This is a genomic window from Streptomyces sp. NPDC059454, assembly GCF_042749965.1.
Taxonomy (GTDB): Bacteria; Actinomycetota; Actinomycetes; order Streptomycetales; family Streptomycetaceae; genus Streptomyces.
In genome coordinates, this window is the sequence record NZ_JBHYVC010000032.1 from 45,070 (window position 1) to 69,334 (window position 24,265).

Below are 24,265 nucleotides of genomic sequence, written 5' to 3' on the forward strand. Positions count from 1 at the left end.
GGTGAGGTGTTGTGCGGGCGCGTCCTCGGACGTGAATTGGTGGGCGGGCCCCGTCGGTGGGGCGGCGCACGGAGGCCGAATCCGCATGCCTTGACCGCCGGGCCGGGGGTACGCGGGCGGGGCGGTCGGATCCGGCGGGGGAGAGCGGAGAGGGGGTGCGGGTGTGCCGAGGCCCGCGGGACGAGGCGCTCCGGGCGGGGATTTCACCCCATCGGCGGGTGCCCGCTGCGAGGGTGTGCCCGCCGTGAGACGTTGACGGCACCCGAGGCCCTTATCGGTCCTTTCGTTCCCTTGGATCGCCCGCAGTCGGCAACTGAACGCACGGCCACCCGTCCGTGGCCGGTCTGAAGCGGAGGAGTGTCACCCCATGAGCGAGGCCAACCCCGTCAAGCGGGCGGCGAAGAAGATCGCCGAGAAGCTGCAGGACGACGGATCGGCCCCGGCCGACGGCATTCCCGGACGGCCGGGCCCCCAGCCACCGTCCGTGGCCGAGCCGACCGAGCCCCGCGAGCCGCTGCCGCCGAAGCCGGACCAGGGCGGCCCGGCCACCGTGTCGCCCACCGGCCAGCCCACCGGCGCCGACCAGGCCAGGGTGGCGCAGTCCGGGAGCTACCTGACCAACGCGCAGGGCACCCGGCTGTACGACACCGACCACTCGCTCAAGGCGGGTCCGCGCGGCCCCGTACTCCTCCAGGACCACCACCTGCGCGAGAAGGTCATGCACTTCGACCACGAGCGCATCCCGGAGCGCGTGGTCCACGCCCGCGGCGCGGGCGCGCACGGGGTCTTCCAGAGCTACGGCACGGCGGCCTCCGTGACCAAGGCGGGGTTCCTCGCCCCGGACGTCGAGACGCCGGTGTTCGTACGGTTCTCCACCGTGGTCGGCTCACGCGGGTCCGCCGACACCGTGCGCGACACCCGCGGTTTCGCCACGAAGTTCTACACCAGTGAGGGCGTCTTCGACCTGGTCGGCAACAACATCCCGGTCTTCTTCATCCAGGACGCCATCAAGTTCCCCGACGTCGTCCACGCCGCGAAGCCGCACCCCGACAGGGAGATCCCGCAGGCACAGAGCGCGCACGACACCTTCTGGGACTTCGTCTCCCTGCACACCGAGGCGACCCACCACACCCTCTTCTTCATGGGCGACCGCGGCATCCCGCGCTCCTACCGGATGATGGAGGGCTTCGGCGTCCACACCTTCCGGCTGGTGAACGCCGAGGGTGCCACGACGCTGGTGAAGTTCCACTGGAAGCCCAAGCTGGGCGTGCACTCCCTGGTGTGGGACGAGGCGCAGACGATCAACGGCGTGGACCCGGACTTCCACCGCCGGGACCTCGCCGACGCCATCGAGGCGGGTGCCTACCCGCAGTGGGAGCTGGGCATCCAGACCTTCCCCGACACCCCGGAGCAGACCTTCGAGGGCATCGACCTGCTGGACGCGACGAACCTCGTGCCCGAGGAGATCGCCCCGGTGCAGCCGGTCGGGCTGATGACCCTCAACCGGAACCCGTCCAACTTCTTCGCCGAGACGGAGCAGGTCGCCTTCCACGTCGGTCACCTCGTGCCCGGTGTCGACGTCACCGACGACCCGCTGCTCGCGGGGCGGCTGTTCTCGTACCTGGACACGCAGATCACGCGCCTGGGCGGCCCCAACTTCCCGCAGCTGCCGATCAACCGGCCGCACGCCCCGGTCAACGACATGCTGCGCGACGGCATGCACCAGACGGCCGTGCACCGGGGTGTGGCCCCCTACCGGCCCAACTCCCTCGACGGCGGCTGCCCGTTCACCGCGGGCGCGGACATGGGCGCGTTCACCGAGGCACCGGTGCGCATCCCGGAGGCGTCGAAGGTGCGCGAGGCGCCGGAGTCGTTCGCGGACCACTTCAGCCAGCCCCGCCGGTTCTGGCTGAGCATGAGCCCGGTGGAGCGCGAGCACATCATCGGCGCCTACACCTTCGAGCTGGGCAAGTGCTACGAGCAGGCCATCAGGGAACGGACCCTTCAGGTCCTGGCCAACATCGACCCCGAGCTGTGCGCCGGTGTCGCCGAAGGGCTCGGCCTGCCCGCGCCGAAACCCACCGTGCCGCTCGCCGACGTCGCGCCGAGCCCGGCCCTCTCGCAGATCGGGGGGACCTGGCCGGTGGACGGGCGCGTCATCGGCATCGTCGCCGGCCCGGACGGCGACCTCGGCGGTGTCCACGCGGTACGCGACGCGGTGCTGGAAGCGGGCATGGTCCCGCTGGTCGTGGCGCCGACCGGCGGCACGCTCGGCTCGGGCGACTCGGCGCTGACGGTCCAGCGCACCTACGTCACCGCGCGTTCCGTCGAGTTCGACGCCGTACTGCTGGCCGGGACACCGGCCATGGGCGACGACACGGCCGGCGCGCGCGACGGCAAGGGCGCGCCCTCCGCCGCACAGCGGACGGCGGCCGACCCGCGGATCGGCCTGCTGCTGACCGAGGCGTTCCGGCACGGCAAGGCGATCGGTGCGTGGGCGGGCGGCGAGGCGGCCCTCGAAGCGGCCGGCGTCCCCACCGACGCCCCCGGCATCGTGGTCGCCGACTCCGGTTCCACCGTCCTCGGCCAGGTCCGCGAGCTGCTGGCCTCGCACCGCGTCTGGGAACGCTTCACGGTCCGGACCTGACATCCCGGCCGGCCGCGATCGGCCCCCGGCGACCGGCTCGCCCCGGCCGCCGGGGGAGCGGACGGGCGCCGGGGATTCCTGGCGGCCGGCCGGGTCCCGGTTGCGACCGTGGCGCGCCGCCCCGTCGCCGTACAGTGGGAGGACGGCCGGATTCCGAGGGAACCGGCCGGCGGGCACTCGTACCGCCTCCCCACCCGAGAAGCCGGTCAGGACATGCGCCACCATCCTCCCCCGTCACACGGCCCGCAGGAGCCGCTCTTCGGCCTCGACGCGTTGCCGGTGGCCCCGGCGGCCGGGCCGGCGCCGTCCACTCCCGCCTTCCGGGACTCCGCGCAGGCGCGCCGGCTGCTCGCGATCCGGGAGATCCACGCGGAACCGGCCGCCGCCGCCTCGCCCCGCGGGCGGCAGATCCTCGCGCGGTTTCCCGATGCCCGGGTGATCGAGGCGGACTCCCACTGGCGCATCCCCGAGCTGCACGGCAACGAGGGCAGCGCCGACCGCTGGATGCGGGTCAAGCGCGAGACCCTCGTACTGGGCGTGAAGAAGACGCTCACGACACGTCCCAACGGCCGCTCCGCCGACTGGATCGCCCCCGGCCCCTCCAACGGCTGCGCCCTGTCCTGCGTGTACTGCTACGTGCCCCGCCGCAAGGGCTTCGCCAACCCGATCACCCTCTTCACCAACATCGACCGGATCATCGCCCACCTCGGCCGCCACGTCGCCGCCCAGGGTCCCAAACCGGAGCCCAATCAGTGCGACCCCGAGGCGTGGGTGTACGACATCGGGGAGAACGGCGACTGCTCAGTCGACGCCCTCGTCTGCGACAACACCGCCGACCTGGTACGCGCCTTTGGCGACTGGCCCACCGCGAAGGCGTCCTTCGCGACCAAGTTCGTCAACCCCGACCTGCTGGAGCTCGACCCGCGCGGGCGCACCCGTGTCCGGTTCTCGGTGATGCCGGCCGACGACTCACGTCTGCTGGACCTGCGCACCAGCCCGGTCGACCGGCGGATCGCCGCCGCAGCGGACTTCCTCGACGCCGGGTACGAGGTGCACTTCAACCTCTCGCCCGTCGTCGTCCGCCCCGGCTGGCAGGACGCCTGGGCCGAGCTGCTGCGGCACATGGACGACGTACTGCCCGAGCGCGTGAAGCGGCAGGCCCGCGCCGAAGTCATCATGCTCACCCACAACGCGGACCTGCACGACGTCAACCTCCGCTGGCATCCGCGCGGTGAGGACATGCTGTGGCAGCCTGCCGCGCAGGAGACCAAGCGCTCCCAGAACGGCGCCCTCAACCTCCGCTACCGTGCCGGCATCAAGCGCCGGGCCCTCGCGGATCTGCGGGAACTGGTCGCCCGCCACACACCGTGGCTGGATATCCGCTACGCCTTCTGACGGGCCGACAGGAACCGGTCCGGCCTTCCCGCAGGTCACCTCTCGATAACGGCAATTAAGGGTAGGCTAACCTTGCCGCGTGATTCCTGCTGAAGAGGCGGCCCAGGGCCCCCGTGGCCATCGACTGTCGGCCACCGATGTGACCGTGGCGTACGACGGCGCCGACGTCGTGCACGACGCGGCACTGACCCTGCGGCCCGGCGAAGTGACCGCCCTGGTGGGCCCGAACGGCAGCGGCAAGTCGACCCTGCTGCGCACCGTCGCCCGGCTGCAACGGCCCCGGCACGCCACGCTCACGATCGACGACGGCACCGACGCGCTGGCCCTCGGCCCCCGGGAGTTCTCCCGCCGCGTCGCCCTGCTGCTCCAGGGGCGCCCCACGCCCAGCGGCCTGAGCGTGCGGGACGTCGTCGAGTTCGGACGCTACCCGCACCGCGGCAGATGGGGAGGGAACGACCCCGGCGGCCGGGCCGCCGTGGACCGCGCACTCGCCCTCACCGGCGTCGCCGAACTCGCCGGGCGCGGGGCCGAACACCTCTCCGGAGGGCAGCTCCAGCGCGTGTGGCTGGCCGGCTGCCTCGCCCAGGAGACCGGCGTCCTCCTCCTCGACGAACCCACCACCTACCTCGACCTGCGCTACCAGGTCGAACTCCTCGACCTCATGCGCGACCTGGCCGACGAACACGGCATCGCCGTCGGTGTCGTCCTGCACGACCTCGACCAGGCGGCGGCCGTCGCCGACCGGATCGTGCTCCTCGCGTCCGGACGCGTCGTCGCCGCGGGCCGGCCCGAGGACGTCCTCACCCCGGAGCGCCTGACCGAGGTCTACGGCATCCGGATCGAGGTCGACACCGACCCCCTCACCGGCCGGCTGCGCACCCGCGCCATCGGCCGTCACCACACCCGCACCGAAAGGCTCAGCACCACCTCATGAGACGCCTCCTGCTCACCGTGCCCCTGGCCACCGCCGCCACCCTCCTGCTGGCCGCCTGCGGCACCACCGAACCCGCAGCCGACGCCGACACCAAGGAGTCCGCGCAGGCCATCACCCTCACCGACGCCACCGGCGCGAAGGTGGAACTCGACGGCCCCGCCAAGAAGGTCGTCGGCACCGAGTGGAACGTCGTCGAGCACCTGGTCTCCCTCGGCGTCGACCCGGTGGGCGTCGCCGACGTCAAGGGCTACAAGACCTGGGACACCGCCGTCCCGCTCAAGAACGAGCCCAAGGACATCGGCACCCGCGGCGAGCCCAGCATGGACACCATCGCCTCGCTCAAGCCCGACCTCATCGTCGCCACCACCGACCTGCAGCCCGACGCGGTCAAGCAGTTGCGCAAGGTCGCCCCGGTCCTGGAGGTGAAGTCCGCCGACGCCGCCGACCCGATCGGGCAGATGCTGAAGAACGTCGACCTCATAGCCGAGGCCACCGGCACCACCGAGCGCGCCGCGACCCTGAAGAAGGACTTCGAGGCCAAGCTCGCCGAGGGCGAGAAGGCCCTCGCCGACGCCGGCCTGGACGGCGCGGAGATCGCCTTCGCCGACGGCTACGCCGCCTCCAACCAGGTCTCCGTCCGCCCCTACACCTCCGGTTCGCTCATCGGAGCCGTCAACGAACGGCTCGGACTGAAGAACGCCTGGAAGCAGAAGGGCGACGAGGCGTACGGTCTGGCGGCCACCGACGTCGAGGGACTGACCGACCTGGGGAAGGTCCAGTTCGTCTACATCGGCAACGACCAGGACGCCAGCAGCGACCCCTTCGGCAAGGAGCTCGCCGACAACTCCGTCTGGAAGTCGCTGCCGTTCGTGAAGTCCGGTGACGTCCACCGCATCGACGACGGCATCTGGATGTTCGGCGGCACCGGCTCGATGGAGGCGTACGCCGACTCCGTCGTCACGGCGCTGACGAAGTAGCGCGATGGCCGTCACCGCCACCACTCCCACCGCCCGTCCGGCGACGGTGTCGTCCCGGACGGGCGCGGCCGCGGTGACGACCGCGCTCGTGCTCCTGGTCGCGGCCCTCGCCGTCGTCGACATCACCCAGGGCACCGCCGCGGTCGGCCCGGCCGAGGTCTTCAAAGCCCTCACCGGACGGGCCGACGCGGCCGACGCGTCGGTCGTCATCGCCTCGCGGCTGCCCCGGATGACCGCCGGGCTCCTCGTGGGCGCGGCGCTCGGCATGGCCGGCGTCGCCCTGCAGGCCGTCAGCCGCAACGTCCTGGCCTCCCCGGACACCCTCGCCGTCAACGCGGGCTCCTACCTCGCCCTCGGCGTCGTCTCCGTCGCCGGGGTGTCGCTGCCGCTGCTCGCCTCCTCGGGCGTCGCCTTCGCCGGCGGACTCGCGGCGGCGGCCGTCGTCCTCGGGCTGTCGGGACTCGGCGCCGGCACCGTACGGCTGGTGCTCGCCGGAACCGCGCTCGCGCTCGGGCTCACCGCCGTCACGGAGGGACTGCTCCTGCTGTTCCCGCAGGAGACCGAGGGCCTCTACCAGTGGAACCAGGGCAGCATCGGCCAGAACGGCTTCGACGGTGTCCTCCAGATGCTGCCCGTCGCCGTCCTCGGACTCGTCGGCCTGCTGCTCATCGCCCGCCGGGTCGACGCCCTCGCCCTCGGCGACGACACGGCCCGCGGACTCGGCGTCCCGGTGCGGTCCACCCGGGTCACCGCCGTCGTGCTGGCGACGCTGCTCTCCGCGGCGGCCGTCACCCTCGCCGGACCGATCGGCTTCGTCGGCCTGTGCGCCCCGGCCCTCGTCCGCCCGCTCGCCCGCCGGATCCGGGGAATCCTGCGACTGCGCAGCGCCGTGCCGGTCGCCGGACTCGTCGGCGCCGCACTGGTGCTCGGGGCGGACGTGCTGCTGCGCGCGTTCGTCGACTCGGACACCGCGGTCGCCGTGCCCACCGGTGTGGTCACCAGCCTCGTCGGCGCGGTGTTCCTGGTGGTGATGGCGGCCCGGCTCCGCGACACCGCCGGCGTTGCCGCGCCGGACAAGCTGCGCATCCGCAGCCGCGCCGTCTTCCTCACCACGCTCACCGTGCTGTCGGTCGTCCTGGTCGGCATCACCGTCGCCGCGGTCCTGCTGGGCGACAGCAAGCTGCTGCTGGGCGACGTGGTCAACTGGGCGCAGGGCAGGGCGGGCAGGACCGTCTCCTTCGTGCTGGACACCCGTATGCCCCGGGTGTCCGCCGCGCTCCTCGCCGGAGCGGCGCTCGCGCTGGCCGGCACCCTGGTGCAGGCCGTCACCCGCAACCCGCTCGCGGAACCCGCCGTCCTGGGTGTCTCCGGCGGTGGCGCGCTCGGCGCGGTGATCCTCGTGACGACGGTCCCCGTCGCCGGGGGGTGGGGCGTCGCCGGGGCGGCCTTCGCGGGATCCGCGGTCACCGCGGTCGTCGTGTTCGGCCTCGCCGCGCGCGGGGGTTACCAGCAGAACCGGCTGGTGCTCGTCGGCATCGGCGCCGCGACCGCGACAACGGCCCTGATCAGCCTGCTGATCGTGCTCACCGACCCGTTCAACGCGACCAAGGCCCTCACCTGGCTGTCGGGCTCCACGTACGGCCGGACCATGCCCGACGTCCTCCCCCTCGCCGCCGTCCTCGCCGTCGGCGTCGCGGTGGCCGGCGTACGGCACAGGGAACTCGACCTGGTCTCCCTCGACGAGGACACCCCCCGGCTCCTCGGACTCGACCTGGCGCGCGGGAGACTGGGCTTCCTGGTCCTGAGCGTGCTGCTCAGTGCCACCGCCGTCGCCGCCGCGGGCACCATCGGCTTCGTCGGCCTGGTCGCCCCGCACGCGGCGCGCGCCCTCGTCGGACGGCGGCACACCCGCGTCCTGCCGGTCGCGCTGCTCCTCGGTGCCGTACTGGTGTGCACGGCCGACCTGTTGGGCCGCACGGTGATCGCTCCCGCCCAGCTGGGCGCCGGCCTGATGACGGCCGTGATCGGAACGCCGTACTTCCTGTACGTGCTGGTGCGCAGCCGCCGGTAGCCCGCGCGGGTGAACGTCCGGACGCCGTCGGCCCGTCGCGGGACCGGCGGCGTCCGGCGCGGTGGACGCCGGGCTCAGCCGAAGGCCTTGACGGCCTGGTAGTACGTCCACGCGGTGCTGTTGCAGGCGGTCTTCGTGGCACCGCCGTAACCGTTGCAGACCCGCTTGAGGTCTTCGTAGAAGGCGCTGTCGATCCGTGACTTGTTGGCGCTGAAGGTGCCCGCGGCCTTGTAGTTGCGGTAGCCGAAGTCATGACGGGCGCAGGCGGTCGAGAAGGGGAAGCCGAAGGGGTTGTCGGGGGAGGAGGAGCAGTGGTCGGTGGACCAGTCGAACTGGTAGGCGGACCAGGCGGACCGGTTGGCCCGGGCCGCGGTCCAGAGGCTGTGGCTCGACGCGCCGGTCTGCGTCCAGCTCGCGAGGACCTGGGACTTGTCCGCGGGTGCGGCGTCGACGGCTGTGGCGGTGCCGAGGACGCCGACCAGGGCCAGGGCCGGGGCGGCGAGAGCGGTGGCGAGTCTTCGGTGCATCCCACACCTCCATGAGACCGCGGCCCGACCATCGGACCGCAGGTTCATGCCAAGACGATGCCCGTGGTACCTGTCCCCCCACACCACGCGCGTCCGACAAACCGTTAACTCTTGGCCGTGCACCCGGACGGTGGTGGCGGAACGTGCTCAGGCCCGCGCGGTACGGGGCGGCCGGTACGCCCATTCCCGGTCCGCGTCGGTGATCGGCCGCAGCACACGGGCCGGGGTGCCGGCGACGACCGTCATCGGCGGCACGTCGGCGGTCACCACACTGCCCGCGCCGACGACCGAGCCCCGCCCGACGGTCACCCCGGGCAGGATCACCGCGCCGGCCCCGATCCACACGTCGTCCTCGATGCGCACCGGCGCCGAGAACTGGCTGCCGTCCCGGCGCAGTTCGGGGTGGACGGGATGGCCGGTGGTACTGACGGTCACATGGGGCGCGAACATCACGCGGTCGCCGACGAAGACCTCGACGTCGTCGACCAGGGTGAGGCCGAAGTTGACGTACACGTCGTCGCCGAGGTGCACGTGCCGGCCGTAGGCGACGTACAGCGGGGGCTCGATCCACACGCCCCGGCCCACCGAGCCGAGCAGTTCGCCCAGCAGGGCGCGGCGGGCCTCCTCGTCGCGCGGCCCGGTGGCGTTGTACGCGGCGGCGAGCTCCTTGCCGCGCAGCCGCTCCTCCTCCAGGCGTTCGAGGCCGGGCGCCGAGTCGGTGTACAGCTCGTGGGCCGCCATGCGGCGGCGTACCTCGCGCTCGGCGTCGTCGTCGTGTGCCACCGGTTCTCCATGGGGTGTTGTGGAAGCGGCCCCGGCGCCCCCCCCCGCCGGGGGGGGGGGCGGGCGCCCCGCGGCCGTGCGGGTTGGGGAGGGGTGTCACATGACCGGGTCGGGCTCCCGGGCCAGGTCCGCCGCGCCGACCAGGCCCGCCTTGTTGCCGAGCTGGGCGCCGAGGACGTCGGCGACCGGGCGCCAGTTGCCGCCGACCAGCCAGCGCTTGTAGGACTTGCGGATCGGGCCGAGGACGAGTTCGCCCTCGTCGGAGAGGCCGCCGCCGACGATGAAGGCGGAGGGGTCGAAGAGGGAGGCCAGGTCGGCGAGGCCGGCGCCGACCCAGCGGGCCAGCTCCCGGTAGGAGTCGACGGCCACCCGGTCGCCCTGGCGGGCGGCCATGGAGACGTGCTTGCCCTCGATGCCCTCGGGGGTGCCGTCGCCGAGGGAGAGCAGGGTCTCGGCGTTCTCGGGGGTGGCGTTGGCGCGCTGCTTGGCGTAGCGGACGAGGGCGCGGCCGGAGGCGTACTGCTCCCAGCAGCCCTGCGAGCCGCAGCCGCACAGCAGGCCGTCCGGCACCATGCGGATGTGGCCGAACTCGGCGGCCACGCCGAAGTGGCCGCGGCGCAGCTTGTTGCCGATGATCACGCCGCCGCCGAGGCCGGTGCCGAGCGTGATGCAGATGACGTTGCGGTGGCCGGCGCCCGCGCCGAACTTGTACTCGCCCCAGGCGGCGGCGTTGGCGTCGTTCTCCACGACGACCGGGAGACCCGTGCGGGCCTCGACCTTCTCCTTGAGCGGCTCGTTGCGCCAGTCGATGTTGGGCGCGAAGTACACCGTCGAGCGCTGGCGGTTGACGTATCCGGCCGCACCGATGCCCACGCCGACGATGTCGTGCCCCGCGCGTGCTCCCTCCACCGCGGAGGCGATGGCGTCCACGATGCCCTCGGGCGTGCCCGGGGTCGGCACCTTGTGGGTCGAGAGGATGTTGCCTTCCTCGTCGACCACGCCGGCCGCGATCTTCGTGCCGCCGATGTCGACGCCGATGGTGAGTCCCATGAATCCCTCAGTTCCGGTCGAGCCCCGCTACCGCCAACGGTACCCGAGGCGCTGCCGTGAGGGGCCCGGCGTCCGCACGGTGGGCGGCCCGGCGGGGATCATGGGAACCTCGCGGGGGCCGCGCCGTCAGTCCAGGTCGATGCGCTCGCCGGGGCCGGTGCCGGGGTCGTCGCCCCGGTCGCGGCGCTCGTCGAGGTCGCGGGGGTCGGACTCGCGGGCCGTCCAGCGGCGTTCCTGGTCCTGTACGGCGGAGCGGTAGGCGGCGAGGAGTTCGCTGCCGGCGGCCGCGAGGTGGTCGAAGACGTCGGGGTTGCGTTCGATGACGGGTTCGACGGCGGCCTTGGCCTGCTGGACGACCTGCCGCACCACCTGCTGCGCGGCCGGTCCGGCGACCGCGCCGAACAGCGGGGACTGCAGACCGGAGAGCTTGTCGGCGACCGCGTCGACGAGCTTCTTCAGCTCCTCGGCGGCGGAACCGGGGGGCGGCCCGTACTGGGCCCGGCGGCGGGCCTTCTCCGCCTCGAGGTCCTCGGCGGCGGCGGTCGCCCAGGCGTCGGTGTGGGTCTCGGCCGCCCGTACGTCGTCCACCGGCTTGCCGGCGATCTCGTCTCCGGCGTCGTCGGACGGAGGGAGCTGTTCGCTCATGACGGACTCCTGACTACGGATGGCACCTTCGACGGTACCCGAAGGGCCGTCGTCGCTTCACCGGGTGCGCGGCCACAGCCCCGGATCCGGCCGGAACCGGATGCGCAGCTCGTTCTCGCGCAGGGCGGCGCCGGCGACGGTGCAGCGGCGCAGCGCGGAGGGCAGCGGGACGATGCGGCGGAACGGTCCGGCGGTGACGACGATCTCGTCGCCGCGCCGGATCAGGTCGAGTTCGTCGCGGCGGGCCCCCGGCAGGGCGATGTGCCAGACGAGGACGCCGTCGTCGGCCAGCCGGTCCTCCACCGGCCACCGGGGGGCGCCGCCCGGTTCGGTCCCGGCACCGGGTACGGCCAGTGCGGCCAGGTCGTCGGGGCCGCGCGGGTCGCGCCCCAGGTGGGCGACCGGGTGGACGTCGTACGACTCGCGCCACTCCTCCAGGGTCTTGCGCTGCTGGGCGACGGGGCCGGCGAGCCAGCTGTCCGCGTCGCTCTCCGGCAGGACGCGGGTCGCGATCAGCGCGTCCGTGCGCAGTCCGCGCAGGGCGAGTCCGAGGGCCGCGGTACGTACCGCGTCGGCGCCGGCGGGCCCCGGCTCGGCGACCAGGCGTACGACGGTGTCGCGGTCGGCGAGCACGGCCTCGACGGCGGCCAGCTCGAGGTCGAGGCGGGCCGCCGTCCCGTACAGCCACTCCGCGGGCATCGGGACGCCGGCGAGGCGGCCGAGCATGGGGCGCAGGGCGCGGGCGGCCTGCCGCTCGGGCGGGAGCAGGCGGCGCAGGTAGCGGCGGAGCTCCTCGGGGAGGGCGAGGAGGGAGAGAGCACGTGGGGTGGGCGGGAGATCCACGACGACGAGGTCGTACGAGTCCTCCGACAGCGCGGCGTCGCGCAGGGCGCGCAGTACGGCGAGTTCCTCGGCGCCGGGGAGCGGGGCGATCTCCTCGGGGTCGAGCCGGGAGGCGCCGAGGAGGTCGAGTGCGGAGGCGGCTCGGTCCTGGAGGGCGGCGAGGTCGGTGCGGAAGTCCGCGTCGGGGTCGACGCGCTTCACCGTGAGGCGTGGGGTGGCCTCGGCGCCCAGTGCCGGTCCGAGGGTGTCCGTGCGGTCGGTCCCGAGGAGCAGGGTGCGGGCACCCTCACGGGTTGCGGCGAGCGCGGTGGCGGCGGCGGTCGTGGTGCGGCCGCCGCCGCCGGGGCCCGTGATCAGGAGGGTGCGCATGGGGCTGAACCGTAACGGACGCCGGGCGGGGGTGTGCTGCGCAGCCCGGCGTCTGCGGGGTGCCGCTGCGCCCACCCGTGCCGCCCCTGCGGCACGACTGCCCGCAGCTGCGGGGGCGCCGACTCGGCGGCACTGCTGCCCGCAGCTGCGGGGCGGCTACTTCGGGCCCGCCTCCACGCGCTTCTTCAGGCCCGCCAGGGCGCGGTCGATGATGACCTTCTCGGCCTTGCGCTTGATCATGCCGAGCATGGGGATCTTGACGTCGACGGTGAGGCGGTAGGTGACCTCGGTGGTGCCGGGGCCGGCCGGGGTGAGGATGTAGGAGCCGTCGAGGGAGCGGAGCATCTGGGACTTCACCAGGGTCCAGGAGACCTCGTGCGCGCCGGTCCAGGTGTAGGCGAGGGTCTGGTCGTCCTTGATCGCGCCGGCGTCCATGACGAGACGCACCTGCTCGGCGCGGCCCTGGCCGTCCGTCCCGAGGACCTCCGCCTCTTTCACCTCACCGGTCCAGTCCGGATAGCGGGCGAAGTCGGCGATCACCTCCATGACGTCGGCCGCCGCCGCCTCGATCGTGATGCTCGAGCTGGTGTGTTCCGCCATCGCCGTGGCTCCTCCAGATGCGGGCCGGTAGTCGTCGCCGTGCGCCAGGCACACAGCGCACGCGCGTGCAGCGGAAGGCTACCGCGCACCGGACCCGCGGAACTCACCCGACCTGGGACATCCGCGCCCTTCCGGCCTCACCATTCGAGCGCCCAGGGCTTCCCGCTGCTCGCGAAGTGCCCCACGTTCACGCATTCGGTGGCGCCGATCCGCATCCGCCGCACCAGCGGCTGGTGGACGTGTCCGAACAGGGAGTAGCGGGGCCGGGTGCGGCGGATGGCGTCCAGCAGGGCACGGCTGCCGCGTTCGAAGCGGCGCGCGACGGTGTCGTAGACCAGCTCCGGCAGCTCCGGCGGGATGTGGGTGCACAGCACGTCGACCTCGCCGACGGCCTCGATCTTCGCCGCGTACTCCTCGTCGTCGATCTCGTACGGCGTGCGCATGGGGGTGCGCAGGCCGCCGCCGACGAAGCCGAAGGTCCGGCCGCCGATCTCCACCCGCTGTCCGTCCAGCACGGTCGTTCCGGGGCCCGCGTACTCCTGCCACAGGGGCGGCATGTCGACGTTGCCGTACGTCGCGTACGTCGGGGTGGGGAAGGCGGCGAACAGCTCGGCGTACTGCCTGCGCACCGCCTTCTCGATCGCCGCGGCCTTGTCCGTGCCGATGCCCGCCCACAGCCGGCGCTGGAACTCGCGCGCCTCCTCGAAGCGGCGGGCGGTGCGCAGCTCCACGATGCGGTCGGCGTTCTCGGTGCCGAACAGGTCGGGGAAGATGCCGCGGGAGTGGTCGGCGTAGTCGAGGAAGAGCACCAGGTCGCCCAGGCAGATCAGGGCGTCGGCGCCCTCGCCGGCCCGGGCGAGGTCACGGGCGTTGCCGTGCACGTCGCTGACCACATGGACGCGCGTGCGCGGATTCCGGCCGGGTGGGGATGCCATGGCGATCAAGGGTAAGGGTGCGCGGCGTGCGTGAACAATGGCGGGCCTACCTGCGGTTACTGGCTCGTCGGTGACGGGGTGGACTACTGTGCGCAATGAAACACCAACCTGTGTGACGCAGCGAACATCTCGCCGGGTCCCCCTGTCGTAGACGCCATACCGGCGGGTAACGTCCGGGCAGTCCAGTCGTGCTCGGGATTTCAACATGTGAATCCGCGAGCACCCGTCCGAGCCTTGGACCGCACCGTCGCATCGCACAACGTCGTGGCGCCGGAGCCCTAAGAGGAGCAGCAGTCTTGCGCGAGTTCAGCCTTCCGGCTTTGTACGAGGTCCCCGCCGACGGAAACCTGACCGACATCGTCCGCAGAAACGCCGCGCAGCACCCCGATGTCGCCGTCATCGCCCGCAAGGTGGGCGGGACCTGGCAGGACGTGACGGCGACCGCCTTCCTGGCGGAGGTGCGGGCGGCCGCCAAGGGCATGATCGCCGCTGGTGTGCGGCCCGGCGACCGGGTCGCCCTGATGTCCCGCACCCGTTACGAGTGGACGCTGCTGGACTTCGCGATCTGGAGCGCCGGCGCGGTGACCGTGCCGGTGTACGAGACCAGCTCGCCGGAGCAGGTCGCGTGGATCCTCGGCGACTCCGGCGCCACCGCCTGCTTCGTGGAGCTCGACGCCCACGCGGCGACGGTGGAGTCGGTGCGCGACCGGCTGCCCGCGCTGAAGAACCTGTGGCAGATCGAGGCCGGCGGGATCAAGGAGCTGAGCCGGCTCGGCCAGGACGTCACCGACGAGACGGTCGAGGAGCGCGGCGCGACCGCGAAGGCGGACGACCCGGCGACCATCGTCTACACCTCCGGCACCACCGGCCGCCCCAAGGGCTGTGTGCTGACCCACCGCAGCTTCTTCGCCGAGTGCGGCAACATCGTGGAGCGACTGCGTCCGCTGTTCCGCACCGGCGAGTGCTCCGTGCTGCTGTTCCTGCCGCTCGCGCACGTCTTCGGCCGGCTGGTGCAGATCGCGCCCATGATGGCGCCGATCAAGCTGGGCTGCGTGCCCGACATCAAGAACCTCACCGACGAGCTGGCCGCGTTCCGCCCGACGCTGATCCTCGGTGTGCCGCGGGTGTTCGAGAAGGTCTACAACTCGGCGCGGGCCAAGGCGCAGGCCGACGGCAAGGGGAAGATCTTCGACAAGGCGGCGGACACGGCGATCGCCTACAGCCGGGCGCTGGACACGCCGTCCGGGCCGTCGTTCGGCCTGAAGCTCAAGCACAAGGTGTTCGACAGGCTGGTCTACGGCAAGCTGCGCGCGGTACTGGGCGGGCGCGGCGAGTACGCCATCTCGGGCGGCGCCCCGCTGGGCGAGCGCCTGGGTCATTTCTTCCGCGGCATCGGCTTCAGCGTGCTGGAGGGCTACGGGCTGACCGAGTCGTGCGCGGCCACCGCGTTCAACCCGTGGGACCGGCAGAAGATCGGCACGGTCGGCCAGCCGCTGCCCGGCTCGGTGATCCGGATAGCGGACGACGGCGAGGTGCTGCTGCACGGCGAGCACCTGTTCAAGGAGTACTGGAACAACCCGGGCGCGACCGCCGAGGCACTGGCCGACGGCTGGTTCCACACGGGGGACATCGGCACGCTGGACGAGGACGGTTATCTGCGGATCACCGGCCGCAAGAAGGAAATACTGGTGACGGCGGGCGGCAAGAACGTCGCCCCGGCGGTCATCGAGGACCGGATCCGGGCGCACGCGCTGGTCGCGGAGTGCATGGTCGTGGGCGACGGGCGGCCGTTCGTGGGTGCGCTGGTCACCATCGACGAGGAGTTCCTGGGCCGGTGGTGTGCCGAGCACGGCAAGCCGGCGGGGTCGACCGCGGGGTCGCTGAGCGAGGATCCCGATCTGCTCGCGGCGATCCAGACCGCCGTCGACGACGGCAACTCGGCGGTGTCGAAGGCGGAGTCCGTGCGGAAGTTCCGGGTTCTGCCGGCGCAGTTCACCGAGGAGTCGGGGCACTTGACGCCTTCGCTGAAGCTGAAGCGGAATGTCGTCGCCAAGGACTACGCCCATGAGATCGAGGCGATCTACGCCAAGTAGGGGCGTGCGGGGCGCGGTTCGAGGTGCCGCGTGAGCGCCGTCGGTGGGTGCGGGTCGTGTGTGGCTGGTCGCGCCCACGCGGCGGAGCCGCACGATGTCACGGCTCCGCGCCCCCGAGGTGCTGCCCCTGACGGCGTTCTTCAGCACAGCCTCGTCAGAGCAACCTTTTCAGGTGCTCGGCGAGTAGGTCCCAGCGCCATTTCCGCTCAACCCATTCCCTGCCTCGCTCGCCCATCCTGCGGCGGAGTTCCGGGTCGGCGAGGAGGGTGGTGATGCGGTCGGCCGTCTGGCCGGCCGAATCGCCCGGCACGACCCAGCCGGTCTCACCGTCGAGGACCGCGTCGGGGGCGCCGCCGGAGTCGCCGGCGACGACGGGGAGGCCGGTCGCGGAGGCCTCCAGGTAGACGATGCCGAGGCCCTCGACGTCCAGGCCCCCGCGCCGGGTGCGGCACGGCATCGCGAAGACGTCCCCGGCGCCGTAGTGGGCGGGCAGCTCGGACCAGGGGACGGAGCCGGTGAAGCGGACGGAGGCGGCCACGCCGGTGTCGGCCGCGAGCCGGCGCAGCTCCTTCTCGTACGGGCCGCCGCCGACGATCAGCAGGACGGCGTCCGGCTCGGCGGCCAGGATCGCGGGCATCGCCCGGATCAGCGTGTCCTGCCCCTTGCGCGGCACCAGCCGGGAGACGCACACGACCACCGGCCGGTCGGTCAGCCCGAGGCGCGCCCGCACCTCGTCGCCGCCCGAGCCGGGGTGGAAGGTCTTCTCGTCGACCCCGGGCGGCAGCTGCACCATCCGGGAGGCCGCTTCGGGGGTGAGCGCCGAGGCGATCCGGGAGCGGGTGTACTCGCCGAGGTAGGTGATCGTGTCCGTGGAGTCCCCGATGCGGCGCAGGAGCTGCCGCGCGGCGGGCAGCTGGGCCCAGCCGGCCTCGTGGCCGTGGGTGGTGGCCACGATCCGTTCGGCGCCCGCCCGGCGCAGCGCCGGTGCCATCAGACCGAGCGGTGCCGCCGCCCCGAACCACACCGAGGTGCACCCGTGCTCGCGCAGCAGCCCGACGGCCCGCCGGGTGGCGGCCGGGGTCGGCAGCAGCATGGTCGTACGGTCGCGTACGACGGTGAAGGGCTGCTCGGCGTCGAAGGCGGCGGTCGCCTCGGCGCCCTCCCGGGAGCGCTTCCAGGTGGAGGCGTAGACGACGAGGCGCTCCGGGTCGAGCCGCAGCGCCATGTTGTGCAGGAACGCCTGGATGCCGCCGGGGCGGGGCGGGAAGTCGTTGGTCACGATCAAGGTCTTGTGCATCGCCGCAGACCCTACCGAACGGGGTGTGTGCCGTCCGCCACGGCGGTGTTCTGTGGCACGTACACAGGTGCCCGGGACATCATGGCCCCTCACGACCGCACACCGGACGGGCAGGGAGCAGATGAAGACGACGGCCGCACGGGGGTCCCTCGCCTGGCTGCTGCTCCTGTGGACACTGACACGGGCCGCCCTGCTGCTGTGCGTCCTGAAGGTGATCGTCTTCCCCGGGCCGGACGTCACCAGCGACGTGTCGGTCATCTACCGGGGCTGGTACGACGTCCTGCGCACCGGAACGTTCCCGCTGGACGACGTGACCTGGCAGTACCCGCCCGCCGCGGCCCTGGCGATCCTCTCCCCCGGCCTGCTGCCGTTCCTGGAGTACACCACCGCCTTCTTCGTCCTGGCGTGTCTCGCCGACCTGGTCACGCTGGCCCTGCTGCTGTGCGCCGGCCGCCGTTCCGGCCGGTCGCCGCGGGGTGCCTGGGTGTGGGTGGTGGGCGTGCCGCTGCTGGGGCCGACGGTGTACGCGCGCTACGACGTGATGGTGACCGCGGTCGCCGTGGCCGCGCTGCTGGCGGCCGGCCGGTACCCCCGGCTGGCGGGGGCGCTCGCCGGTTTCGGGGCGCTGGTGAAGGTGTGGCCGGTGCTGCTGCTGCTCGCGGTGCGGCGGCGCGGTGCGTGGGTGTCGGCGGTGGTGACCGGGGCCGGTGTGGCCGCCCTGTTCGCCGTACTGATGCCGGGCGCGTTCGCGTTCCTGACCTTCCAGCGGGACCGGGGGACGGAGGTGGAGTCGCTGGGGGCGCTCGTCTTCCATGTGGCCCGGCATCACGGGTGGGAGGGCGAGGTGCTGCTCAACTACGGCTCGGTGGAGTTCCTGGGCCCGTACGTGAGCTGGGTGAGCACGGGGGCGCTGTTCCTGACCGGGGCCGCGCTGGCGTGGCTGGTGCTGTGGCGGATGCTGGCCGTCCGTTTCGAGGCGCGGACCGTGGCCGACGCGGCGTTCGTGGCGGTGCTTCTGTTCACGACGACGAGTCGGGTGATCAGTCCGCAGTACATGGTGTGGCTGGTCGGGCTCGGGGCGGTCTGTCTCTGCTTCCGTGGGAGCCGGATGGGGGTGCCGGTCGGTCTGGTGCTGGGGGCGTCGCTGGTGACGGTGCTGGAGTTTCCTGTGTGGTTCGGGCATGTGGTGGCCAGTGACGCGCTCGGGATCAGCCTGCTGGTCCTCCGCAACGGCCTGCTGGTGGCGGCGACGCTTCTGGCGGCGCGTGTGTTGTGGTGTGCGACGGTTCCCCGGCGGCGTGCGGTCCCCGGGGTGCCCGGTCCGGCCCGTGCCGCCGAGGCGCCGGTCTCGTCCTGAGTCCGGGCGGTGCGGCCGTGTGCCGTGAGCCGGGGGCGTCTGCGTGGCCCGGCGCCTGCGGATGCCCCGCGTGGGTGCGGGCCGGGGGTGGGTCGCGCGGCCCGGCGCCTGCGGGATGCCGTCGCACCCACCCGTGCCGCCCTGGGGGCACCTCCCCGGCCTTCAAGGCACTGGGCCCGCGGTTCCGGGACGGCTCAGCCCAGTGCGTCCCTCACGTACTCCCGCCACCGCGCCGTGAAGTCCTCGCGGGTGGTGCCGAGGACTCGCCGCATCGCGTCCTCCACCGCGCCGTCGCGGTGTTCGTGTGCGCCCACGGCGCGGTAGAACTCGCCGAGGCGTTCCTCGCCCCAGTGGTCGGCGATGAGGCGGCAGGCCAGCCAGCCGCTCTCGTAGGCGCGGGCGAGGCGGTCCGCGTCGCCGGAGAAGCCGAAGTCCTCGTCGTCCGGCAGCCCCGTGGGCACCTCGCCCCGGCCCACCGCGTAGGCGAGCTCCGGTGCGACCTCCGCGGGGGCGCGGCCGCCGCCGCGGTAGCCGACCCAGTCGGCGAACCCCTCGGACAGCCACAGCGGGGTCGCGGCGGAGGTGTGGGCGCGGGTGGCGACGTGGGTGGTCTCATGGGTGAGGACGACCTGCCGGCCCGAGTCGCCGAGCAGTCCGAAGGCGTCCGGGTTGACGATGACCCGGTCCGCCGGCGCCCGTCCGTCCGTGCCGGTGGCACCGGTGGTGACCGCCGCGATCCCCCGGTAGGAGGAGGCGGGCGAGCCCAGCAGGCCCGCCATGCCCTCCAGGGTCTCCGGAACCAGGACGACCACCTGCCGGCTCCACCGCGGGCCCCACGCGTCGGACACCGCGGGCACCGCGCGGTCGGCCAGTCCGGCGTAGTCGCGCAGCTTCCCGTCGGGCTGCCCGACGCCGAGGACGAGGCTCCGCCCGCCCCGGACGGCGCGTACGGGACCCTGGTCCCACAACTGCTGGCCGGACCTGGTCGCGGGCCGGTCGGAGTCGACGGACCAGCGTCCGTCGCGGTCCCGGCTCAGGCTCAGGGAGCGGGCGGTGACGACCGGGGACCGGTCGTGGCCCTCGACGCGGTAGCTCAGGCTGACGGAGGCGGTGGCGGTGTCACCGGTGCGGTCGAGGGCGGTCACGCGGTAGGACCAGTCGGCGAGCGGCACCGCACGCAGGTTGTCGAACCCGGCACGGGTGCCGGTACGGGCGTACGCGGCGGCGTCGTGGCCGAGGACGGCCTCCGCGCGGCGGTCGAGGAGGGACTGCACCTCCGTGCGTACGGCGTCGACGGCCGGCCCCCCGCCGCATCCCACCAGGGAGACGAGCAGCAGACACAGCGCCGTCACCGACGCACCCGACACCCGCCCTCGACCAGCCACCTTCCCGAGGGTACGGGCGCCGGGCCGGTGCGGTCAGACCCTGGTGACCGACGAGACCGGCATCATGCCGACCGGGTCGTAGCGCACCGGGGCGCCGGGGTGGGGGGCGTGGATCACCTGGCCGTTGCCCATGTACATCCCGACGTGGGAGGCGTCGGAGCGGTAGACGACCAGGTCACCGGGGCGCGCCTCGGACAGCGGGATCTGCCGGCCGGCGTACCGCTGGGCCTGCGAGGTGCGCGGCAGCGCGACCCCGGCCTGCGCGTACGACCACTGGGTCAGTCCGGAGCAGTCGAAGGCGGACGGGCCGCCGGCGCCCCAGACGTAGGGCTTGCCGAGGGCGGAGCGGGCCGCCGCGACGGCGGCTGCCGCGCGGCCCGAGGCGGGCGCCTCACCGGGGCCGGGCAGGTCCGTGCGTGCGGAGCGGGTGGCACGGTCCCAGGCGGCGCGTTCGCCGGCCGGGAGGGAGTCGAGCAGCCGGCGGGCCTCGGTGAGCTTGCGCTCGACGGTCCGCTTGTGCGCGGCGACGGCCTTGCGGCTTTTCTCCAGCGCGCCGAGCTTTCCGGCCGCCTCCGCGCGGTCCTGGGCGAGGGAGCGCAGGGCGCCCTTCAGTCTCCTCAGCTCACCGGCCTGGCGGACGGTGATCCGGTCCAGTACGGAGGCCCTCTCGAGGTAGTCCTCCGGATCGTCGGAGAGCAGCAGGGCGAGGGCGGGGTCGAGGCCGTGGGAGCGGTACTGGGCGCCGGCGAGCGAACCCAGCGACTCCCGCATGGTGTTGACGCGTGCCTGCTGCCGGGCGATCCCGTCCTGGGCGTCGGCGATCCGCCGGCGCAGTCCGTCGGCGCGCTCGTCGGCCTCGTTGTACGCCTCGGTCGCCTTCTCGGCCTCCCGGTACAGGCGGTCCACCTCGGCCCGGGTGACGTCGTACGGCGTGGCCGCGGCCGGTACGGCGGCGAGGGCGGTGGCCGCCGCGGACAGCAGACCGAGGGCGACGGCGGCGCCCCGGTCGGATCCGGACGACGGTGCGATACGGCGATGGGACCCCACGGGAAGCCGCGCTCCTTCCGCTGACGGACAGGGAAACGCGGCAGACAGTAGCCCTCGCGACGGCGGACGGACCAACGGCCCAGGGGCCACACACGGTGACGCCCCGCCTGTGACCTGCGTCTGAGGCGGGGCGTGGGGCCGAAAGGGGCGAGGGCGAATCCCCCGAACGGCGGCAGCTAGACGCGGACGCCGAACATGAACGGGCCGCCGATGGTGTTCATCGACTCGTAGCGCACGACGGTTCCGGTGCGCGGGGCGTGGATGATCTGGCCGTTGCCCGCGTAGAGACCCACGTGGTGCAGGTCGTTGAAGAAGAAGACGAGGTCGCCGACCTTGAGCTGGCTCACCGAGTAGATCTTGGTGCCCGCCCCGGTCTGCGCCTCGGAGGTGCGCGGGATGCCGACGCCGGCCTGCGCGTACGCCCAGGAGGTCAGGCCGGAGCAGTCGTAGGAGGACGGGCCGGTGGCGCCGTAGACGTAGGGGCTGCCGAGCTTGCTCTGGGCGGCGGCGAAGGCGGCGGCGGCGCGGCCGGAGCCGGCCGGGACGTTGGCCGAGAGGGCGTCGCGCTCGCTGGTGCGGGTGGCGCGGTTCTGCTCGTCGGCGAGCTGCTGCTTCTCCGCGGCGGTGAGGGTGTTGAGCAGCTTCTGCGCGGAGGAGAGCTTGCCCTGGACTTCCTTCTTCTTCTTGCCCAGTTCGGCGCGGGTGGCGGAGAGGTCCTTGAGCTTCTCGGACGCCTCGGAGCGCTGCTGGGCGAGCTCGCGCTGCTTCTCCTGGATCTCCTTCAGCGCGTCGACCTGCTGGGTGCTCAACTGGTCGAGGGTGGACGCCTTGTCGAGGTAGTCGTCCGGGTCGGCGGAGAGGAAGAGCTGGACCGAGGGGTCGATGCCGCCGCTGCGGTACTGGGCGCTGGCCATCGAACCGAGGCCGTCGCGCAGCTCGTTGAGCTCCTGCTGCCCCTTGGCGACGTTGTCCTGGATGGTGGAGATCTCCTTCTGGAGCTTCTCCTGCTTCTCCTTGGCCCCGTTGTACTTCTCGGTGGCCTGCTCCGCCTGCTCGTAGAGCTTGTCGACCTTGGCCTTGACCTCGTCCTTGCTCGGCTTCTCGCTCGGGGCGGCGTTGGCGGCCTGCGAGCTCATGACGACGGCAGCTGCGGCAGCGGTGGTGAGCACGGTGACGCGTGCGCGGCTCGGCTGCTTGGGACGACGGTGGGACGCCACGGAGACGAGCTCCTTCTCGAGAGTGATCGCGCGAGCGAGGGTTCGAAGGGAGACCCTAGTGATTCTCTTGTGATCAGTTCAAATCCCTGGACACGAAATCTCCGTTACAGCGGGTTTATTTGGTCGGAACTCACCTGCAGTGACGCCTCCTTGACGCTACGTTGCGTGACGGTTCCGTCAATTCGGGCATAGATCCCGTACGTTGCACGGGGGACGGATGTGAATGAGGTGTGAGGTAAGCCTTTTGGGCAAGGTGCCGCGCGAGCTGCTCCAGAGGTGCTAGGGGAACCGCTCCAGAGGTGCCGCGCGAGCCGCTTCAGAGGTGCTGAGGAAGTTGCTCCGGAGGTGCCGGGCGAGCCGCTTCGGAAGTGCCGGGCGAGCCGCTCCGGAGGTGTCAGGAGAGCCGCTTCAGGAGCATCGCCGAGGCGACCGGACGGGCGCCCGCGCGGGCCACTCCGTCGGCGACCTCGCGGTCGGTGGAGGCGACGATGACGGGCCGCCCCGGCGGTTCGGCGCGCACCAGCTGGCGGATCAGCTCGTCCGCGGTGACGCCCGGCTTGGAGAACAGCACCCGCACGCCGCGCGGCGGCGCGAGCAGCACCGGTGCGGCCAGTTCGGCGCCGTCGAAGACGCAGGTCACCTCGGCGCCGGTCTGGGCGGCGAGCTGGGCGAGCTGGCCCAGCAGGCGCAGGCGCTGCTTCTCCAGGGGCATCTGGGGATAGCCGGTCTTGGTGACGTTGTAGCCGTCGACGACCAGATGCGCCTGCGGCAGCGCCAGCAGCTGGTCGAGGACGGCCGGGTCGTGCTCGGACAGCGCGCGGGCGGCGATGTCCTTCGGGGTCATGCGGCCGGGCTCGACGGCGTCCACGGTCTCGGCGGGCCGGACGGACACCGGGGGCAGCGCCAGCTCCCGGCGGAGCCCCTGGGCGGCGTCCAGCACGGTGTCAAGGAGCAGCCGGACCCGCATGTCCTCCACGCTGCGGCCCTCCCGGGCGGCCCGGCGGGCGGCCTCAAGGGCGGCCTCGGTCTCCCCCAGCCGGGCCCTGAGGCGCCGGCTCTCGCTCTCGGCGGCCGACACCTGGGCGTGGCCCTCGGCGCGCGCGGTCTCCATCTCGCCCCGCAGCTTGCGCACGGCGGCCTCGCCGCGCTTGACGTCGCTGAGGGCGGAGCGCAGCTTGCGGTGCAGCGACTCGGCTTCCCTCTTCGCCGACTCCAGCTCGGTGCGCAGCCGCTCGGTCTCGGACCTGGTGTGCTCACGGGCCCGGGCGAGTTCGGCGCGCAGCCGGTCCAGCTCGGCCCGGGCCTCCTCGTCGGCGCGCTCGGCGTCGGCGCGCTGGGCCTCCTCGCCGGCGGCGGTCACCAGCTTGACCCAGCCGGGCGGGCGGAGCACGTAGGCCGCGGCCGCCACGTCGAGCGGGTCCGCGGCCGGGGGCGGGGAGCCGGAGTCGAGGGCGCCGGTCAGTTCCGGCTGGGCTTCTCTGAGTTTCTCCCCGACGCGCTGCCGGAACAGCGGATCGGTCTCCAGCGCCGCCGCCATGGCGTTGCCGGCGAACTTGGCGCGGCGGTTCGGGGCGAAGCGCGCGTACTGCCGCAGCTGGGCGGGCAGCTCGGCGACCGTGAGCCCGCCGAAGGCGTCGGCGACGATCTGGACGACCCGGCGGCGCACTCCGTCGGGCAGCGGACGGTCGAGCACCTCGGCGGCGCCGTCCTGCGGCCCCCCGCCCGTGGTCTCCACCATCCGTCACACCCCCATGCCTGTTCTGCGACCCCGCGCGGGGTCACGTCAGCGGGGCCCGCTCCCGCTCAGGAGCCGGCACCCGGCCTGTCCACGAGTTCCACCTGGTCCACGGCGTTGCACCAGCGGCACCGCACCGACTCGATGGTCTCACCGAGCACCTCGCGCTCCTCCACCTTGGGCTCTCCGGCCAGATCGAGGTGCACGTACTCGACGACCTTCGACGAGCGGGTCACGTCGAAGCGGGTGAGGTTGCCGCAGAGGGTGCAGCGCCACCGTGTCGAGGCGGTCGGCAGAGGAACCGTCATCGTGGCTGTTCGCCTTCCTTCCAGTGTCCGTGACACACCGGCTCGCCGGT

General features: G+C 72.9%; 20 protein-coding genes. 7 read left to right on the top strand and 13 right to left on the bottom strand.

The window, feature by feature from the left end:
• Window positions 1-367 precede the first annotated feature (367 nt).
• From ACFXAE_RS21930 to ACFXAE_RS21950, 5 genes are all read left to right on the top strand, one after another.
• Window positions 368-2,647 (top strand): catalase, encoded by a 2,280-nt coding sequence (locus ACFXAE_RS21930; RefSeq protein ID WP_384717362.1) that lies wholly within the window; start codon window positions 368-370, stop codon window positions 2,645-2,647.
• Between the two features lie 213 nt (window positions 2,648-2,860).
• Entirely contained in the window at window positions 2,861-4,042 is a 1,182-nt protein-coding gene (locus ACFXAE_RS21935; RefSeq protein ID WP_384717365.1) for a spore photoproduct lyase family protein, read from the top strand.
• Between the two features lie 79 nt (window positions 4,043-4,121).
• Window positions 4,122-4,976, top strand: coding sequence for an ABC transporter ATP-binding protein (locus ACFXAE_RS21940; RefSeq protein WP_384717368.1), 855 nt, complete (start codon window positions 4,122-4,124; stop codon window positions 4,974-4,976).
• A complete protein-coding gene (locus ACFXAE_RS21945) occupies window positions 4,973-5,953 on the top strand; it encodes an ABC transporter substrate-binding protein (RefSeq protein ID WP_384717371.1) in 981 nt (326 codons plus the stop codon). Before ACFXAE_RS21940 ends, ACFXAE_RS21945 begins: the two co-directional genes overlap by 4 nt.
• Window positions 5,954-5,957: 4 nt before the next feature.
• Window positions 5,958-8,024 (top strand): iron ABC transporter permease, encoded by a 2,067-nt coding sequence (locus tag ACFXAE_RS21950; RefSeq protein ID WP_384717374.1) that lies wholly within the window; start codon window positions 5,958-5,960, stop codon window positions 8,022-8,024.
• A gap of 74 nt (window positions 8,025-8,098) precedes the next feature.
• Here the strand turns inward: ACFXAE_RS21950 and ACFXAE_RS21955 are convergent, their stop codons facing one another.
• From ACFXAE_RS21955 to ACFXAE_RS21985, 7 genes are all read right to left on the bottom strand, one after another.
• Window positions 8,099-8,551 carry a phospholipase gene (locus ACFXAE_RS21955; protein WP_384717377.1) on the bottom strand — a complete coding sequence of 151 codons (453 nt, stop codon included), beginning with the start codon at window positions 8,549-8,551 and terminating at the stop codon, window positions 8,099-8,101.
• A 147-nt stretch (window positions 8,552-8,698) separates the two neighbouring features.
• The gene (locus ACFXAE_RS21960; RefSeq protein WP_384717440.1) at window positions 8,699-9,292 is read right to left on the bottom strand and encodes a sugar O-acetyltransferase; all 594 of its coding nucleotides are present in this window, start codon (window positions 9,290-9,292) and stop codon (window positions 8,699-8,701) included.
• A gap of 138 nt (window positions 9,293-9,430) precedes the next feature.
• A complete protein-coding gene (locus tag ACFXAE_RS21965) occupies window positions 9,431-10,384 on the bottom strand; it encodes an ROK family glucokinase (protein WP_361743814.1) in 954 nt (317 codons plus the stop codon).
• 126 nt (window positions 10,385-10,510) lie between these two features.
• The gene (locus ACFXAE_RS21970) at window positions 10,511-11,029 is read right to left on the bottom strand and encodes a DUF5304 domain-containing protein (RefSeq protein ID WP_384717380.1); all 519 of its coding nucleotides are present in this window, start codon (window positions 11,027-11,029) and stop codon (window positions 10,511-10,513) included.
• Window positions 11,030-11,086: 57 nt separating this feature from the next.
• On the bottom strand, window positions 11,087-12,241 hold the full coding sequence (locus ACFXAE_RS21975; protein WP_384717383.1) for an ArsA family ATPase: 1,155 nt from the start codon (window positions 12,239-12,241) through the stop codon (window positions 11,087-11,089).
• A gap of 156 nt (window positions 12,242-12,397) precedes the next feature.
• The gene (locus ACFXAE_RS21980) at window positions 12,398-12,841 is read right to left on the bottom strand and encodes an SRPBCC family protein (RefSeq protein ID WP_384717386.1); all 444 of its coding nucleotides are present in this window, start codon (window positions 12,839-12,841) and stop codon (window positions 12,398-12,400) included.
• Window positions 12,842-12,978: 137 nt separating this feature from the next.
• The gene (locus tag ACFXAE_RS21985) at window positions 12,979-13,776 is read right to left on the bottom strand and encodes a metallophosphoesterase (RefSeq protein WP_384717388.1); all 798 of its coding nucleotides are present in this window, start codon (window positions 13,774-13,776) and stop codon (window positions 12,979-12,981) included.
• A 296-nt stretch (window positions 13,777-14,072) separates the two neighbouring features.
• On the opposite strand from ACFXAE_RS21985, the gene ACFXAE_RS21990 reads away from it, so the two are divergent.
• On the top strand, window positions 14,073-15,869 hold the full coding sequence (locus ACFXAE_RS21990) for an AMP-dependent synthetase/ligase (protein ID WP_384717391.1): 1,797 nt from the start codon (window positions 14,073-14,075) through the stop codon (window positions 15,867-15,869).
• 154 nt (window positions 15,870-16,023) lie between these two features.
• Here ACFXAE_RS21990 and ACFXAE_RS21995 read toward each other — a convergent pair whose 3' ends face one another.
• Entirely contained in the window at window positions 16,024-17,166 is a 1,143-nt protein-coding gene (locus ACFXAE_RS21995) for a glycosyltransferase family 4 protein (RefSeq protein ID WP_384717394.1), read from the bottom strand.
• Between the two features lie 121 nt (window positions 17,167-17,287).
• Between ACFXAE_RS21995 and ACFXAE_RS22000 the strand changes: the two genes are divergently transcribed.
• Window positions 17,288-18,523: a glycosyltransferase 87 family protein gene (locus ACFXAE_RS22000; protein ID WP_384717397.1), complete on the top strand. Its 1,236-nt coding sequence runs from the start codon at window positions 17,288-17,290 to the stop codon at window positions 18,521-18,523.
• Window positions 18,524-18,717: 194 nt separating this feature from the next.
• Here the strand turns inward: ACFXAE_RS22000 and ACFXAE_RS22005 are convergent, their stop codons facing one another.
• The 5 genes from ACFXAE_RS22005 to ACFXAE_RS22025 form a co-directional block, all read right to left on the bottom strand.
• Complete coding sequence (locus ACFXAE_RS22005; RefSeq protein WP_384717400.1) at window positions 18,718-19,908, bottom strand: hypothetical protein; 1,191 nt, start codon at window positions 19,906-19,908, stop codon at window positions 18,718-18,720.
• Between the two features lie 33 nt (window positions 19,909-19,941).
• Window positions 19,942-20,955 (bottom strand): NlpC/P60 family protein, encoded by a 1,014-nt coding sequence (locus tag ACFXAE_RS22010; RefSeq protein WP_384717403.1) that lies wholly within the window; start codon window positions 20,953-20,955, stop codon window positions 19,942-19,944.
• A gap of 176 nt (window positions 20,956-21,131) precedes the next feature.
• On the bottom strand, window positions 21,132-22,172 hold the full coding sequence (locus ACFXAE_RS22015; RefSeq protein ID WP_384717406.1) for an NlpC/P60 family protein: 1,041 nt from the start codon (window positions 22,170-22,172) through the stop codon (window positions 21,132-21,134).
• Window positions 22,173-22,566: 394 nt separating this feature from the next.
• On the bottom strand, window positions 22,567-23,910 hold the full coding sequence (locus ACFXAE_RS22020) for an NYN domain-containing protein (RefSeq protein WP_384717409.1): 1,344 nt from the start codon (window positions 23,908-23,910) through the stop codon (window positions 22,567-22,569).
• A gap of 65 nt (window positions 23,911-23,975) precedes the next feature.
• On the bottom strand, window positions 23,976-24,215 hold the full coding sequence (locus ACFXAE_RS22025; RefSeq protein WP_042165845.1) for a hypothetical protein: 240 nt from the start codon (window positions 24,213-24,215) through the stop codon (window positions 23,976-23,978).
• Window positions 24,216-24,265 lie beyond the last annotated feature (50 nt).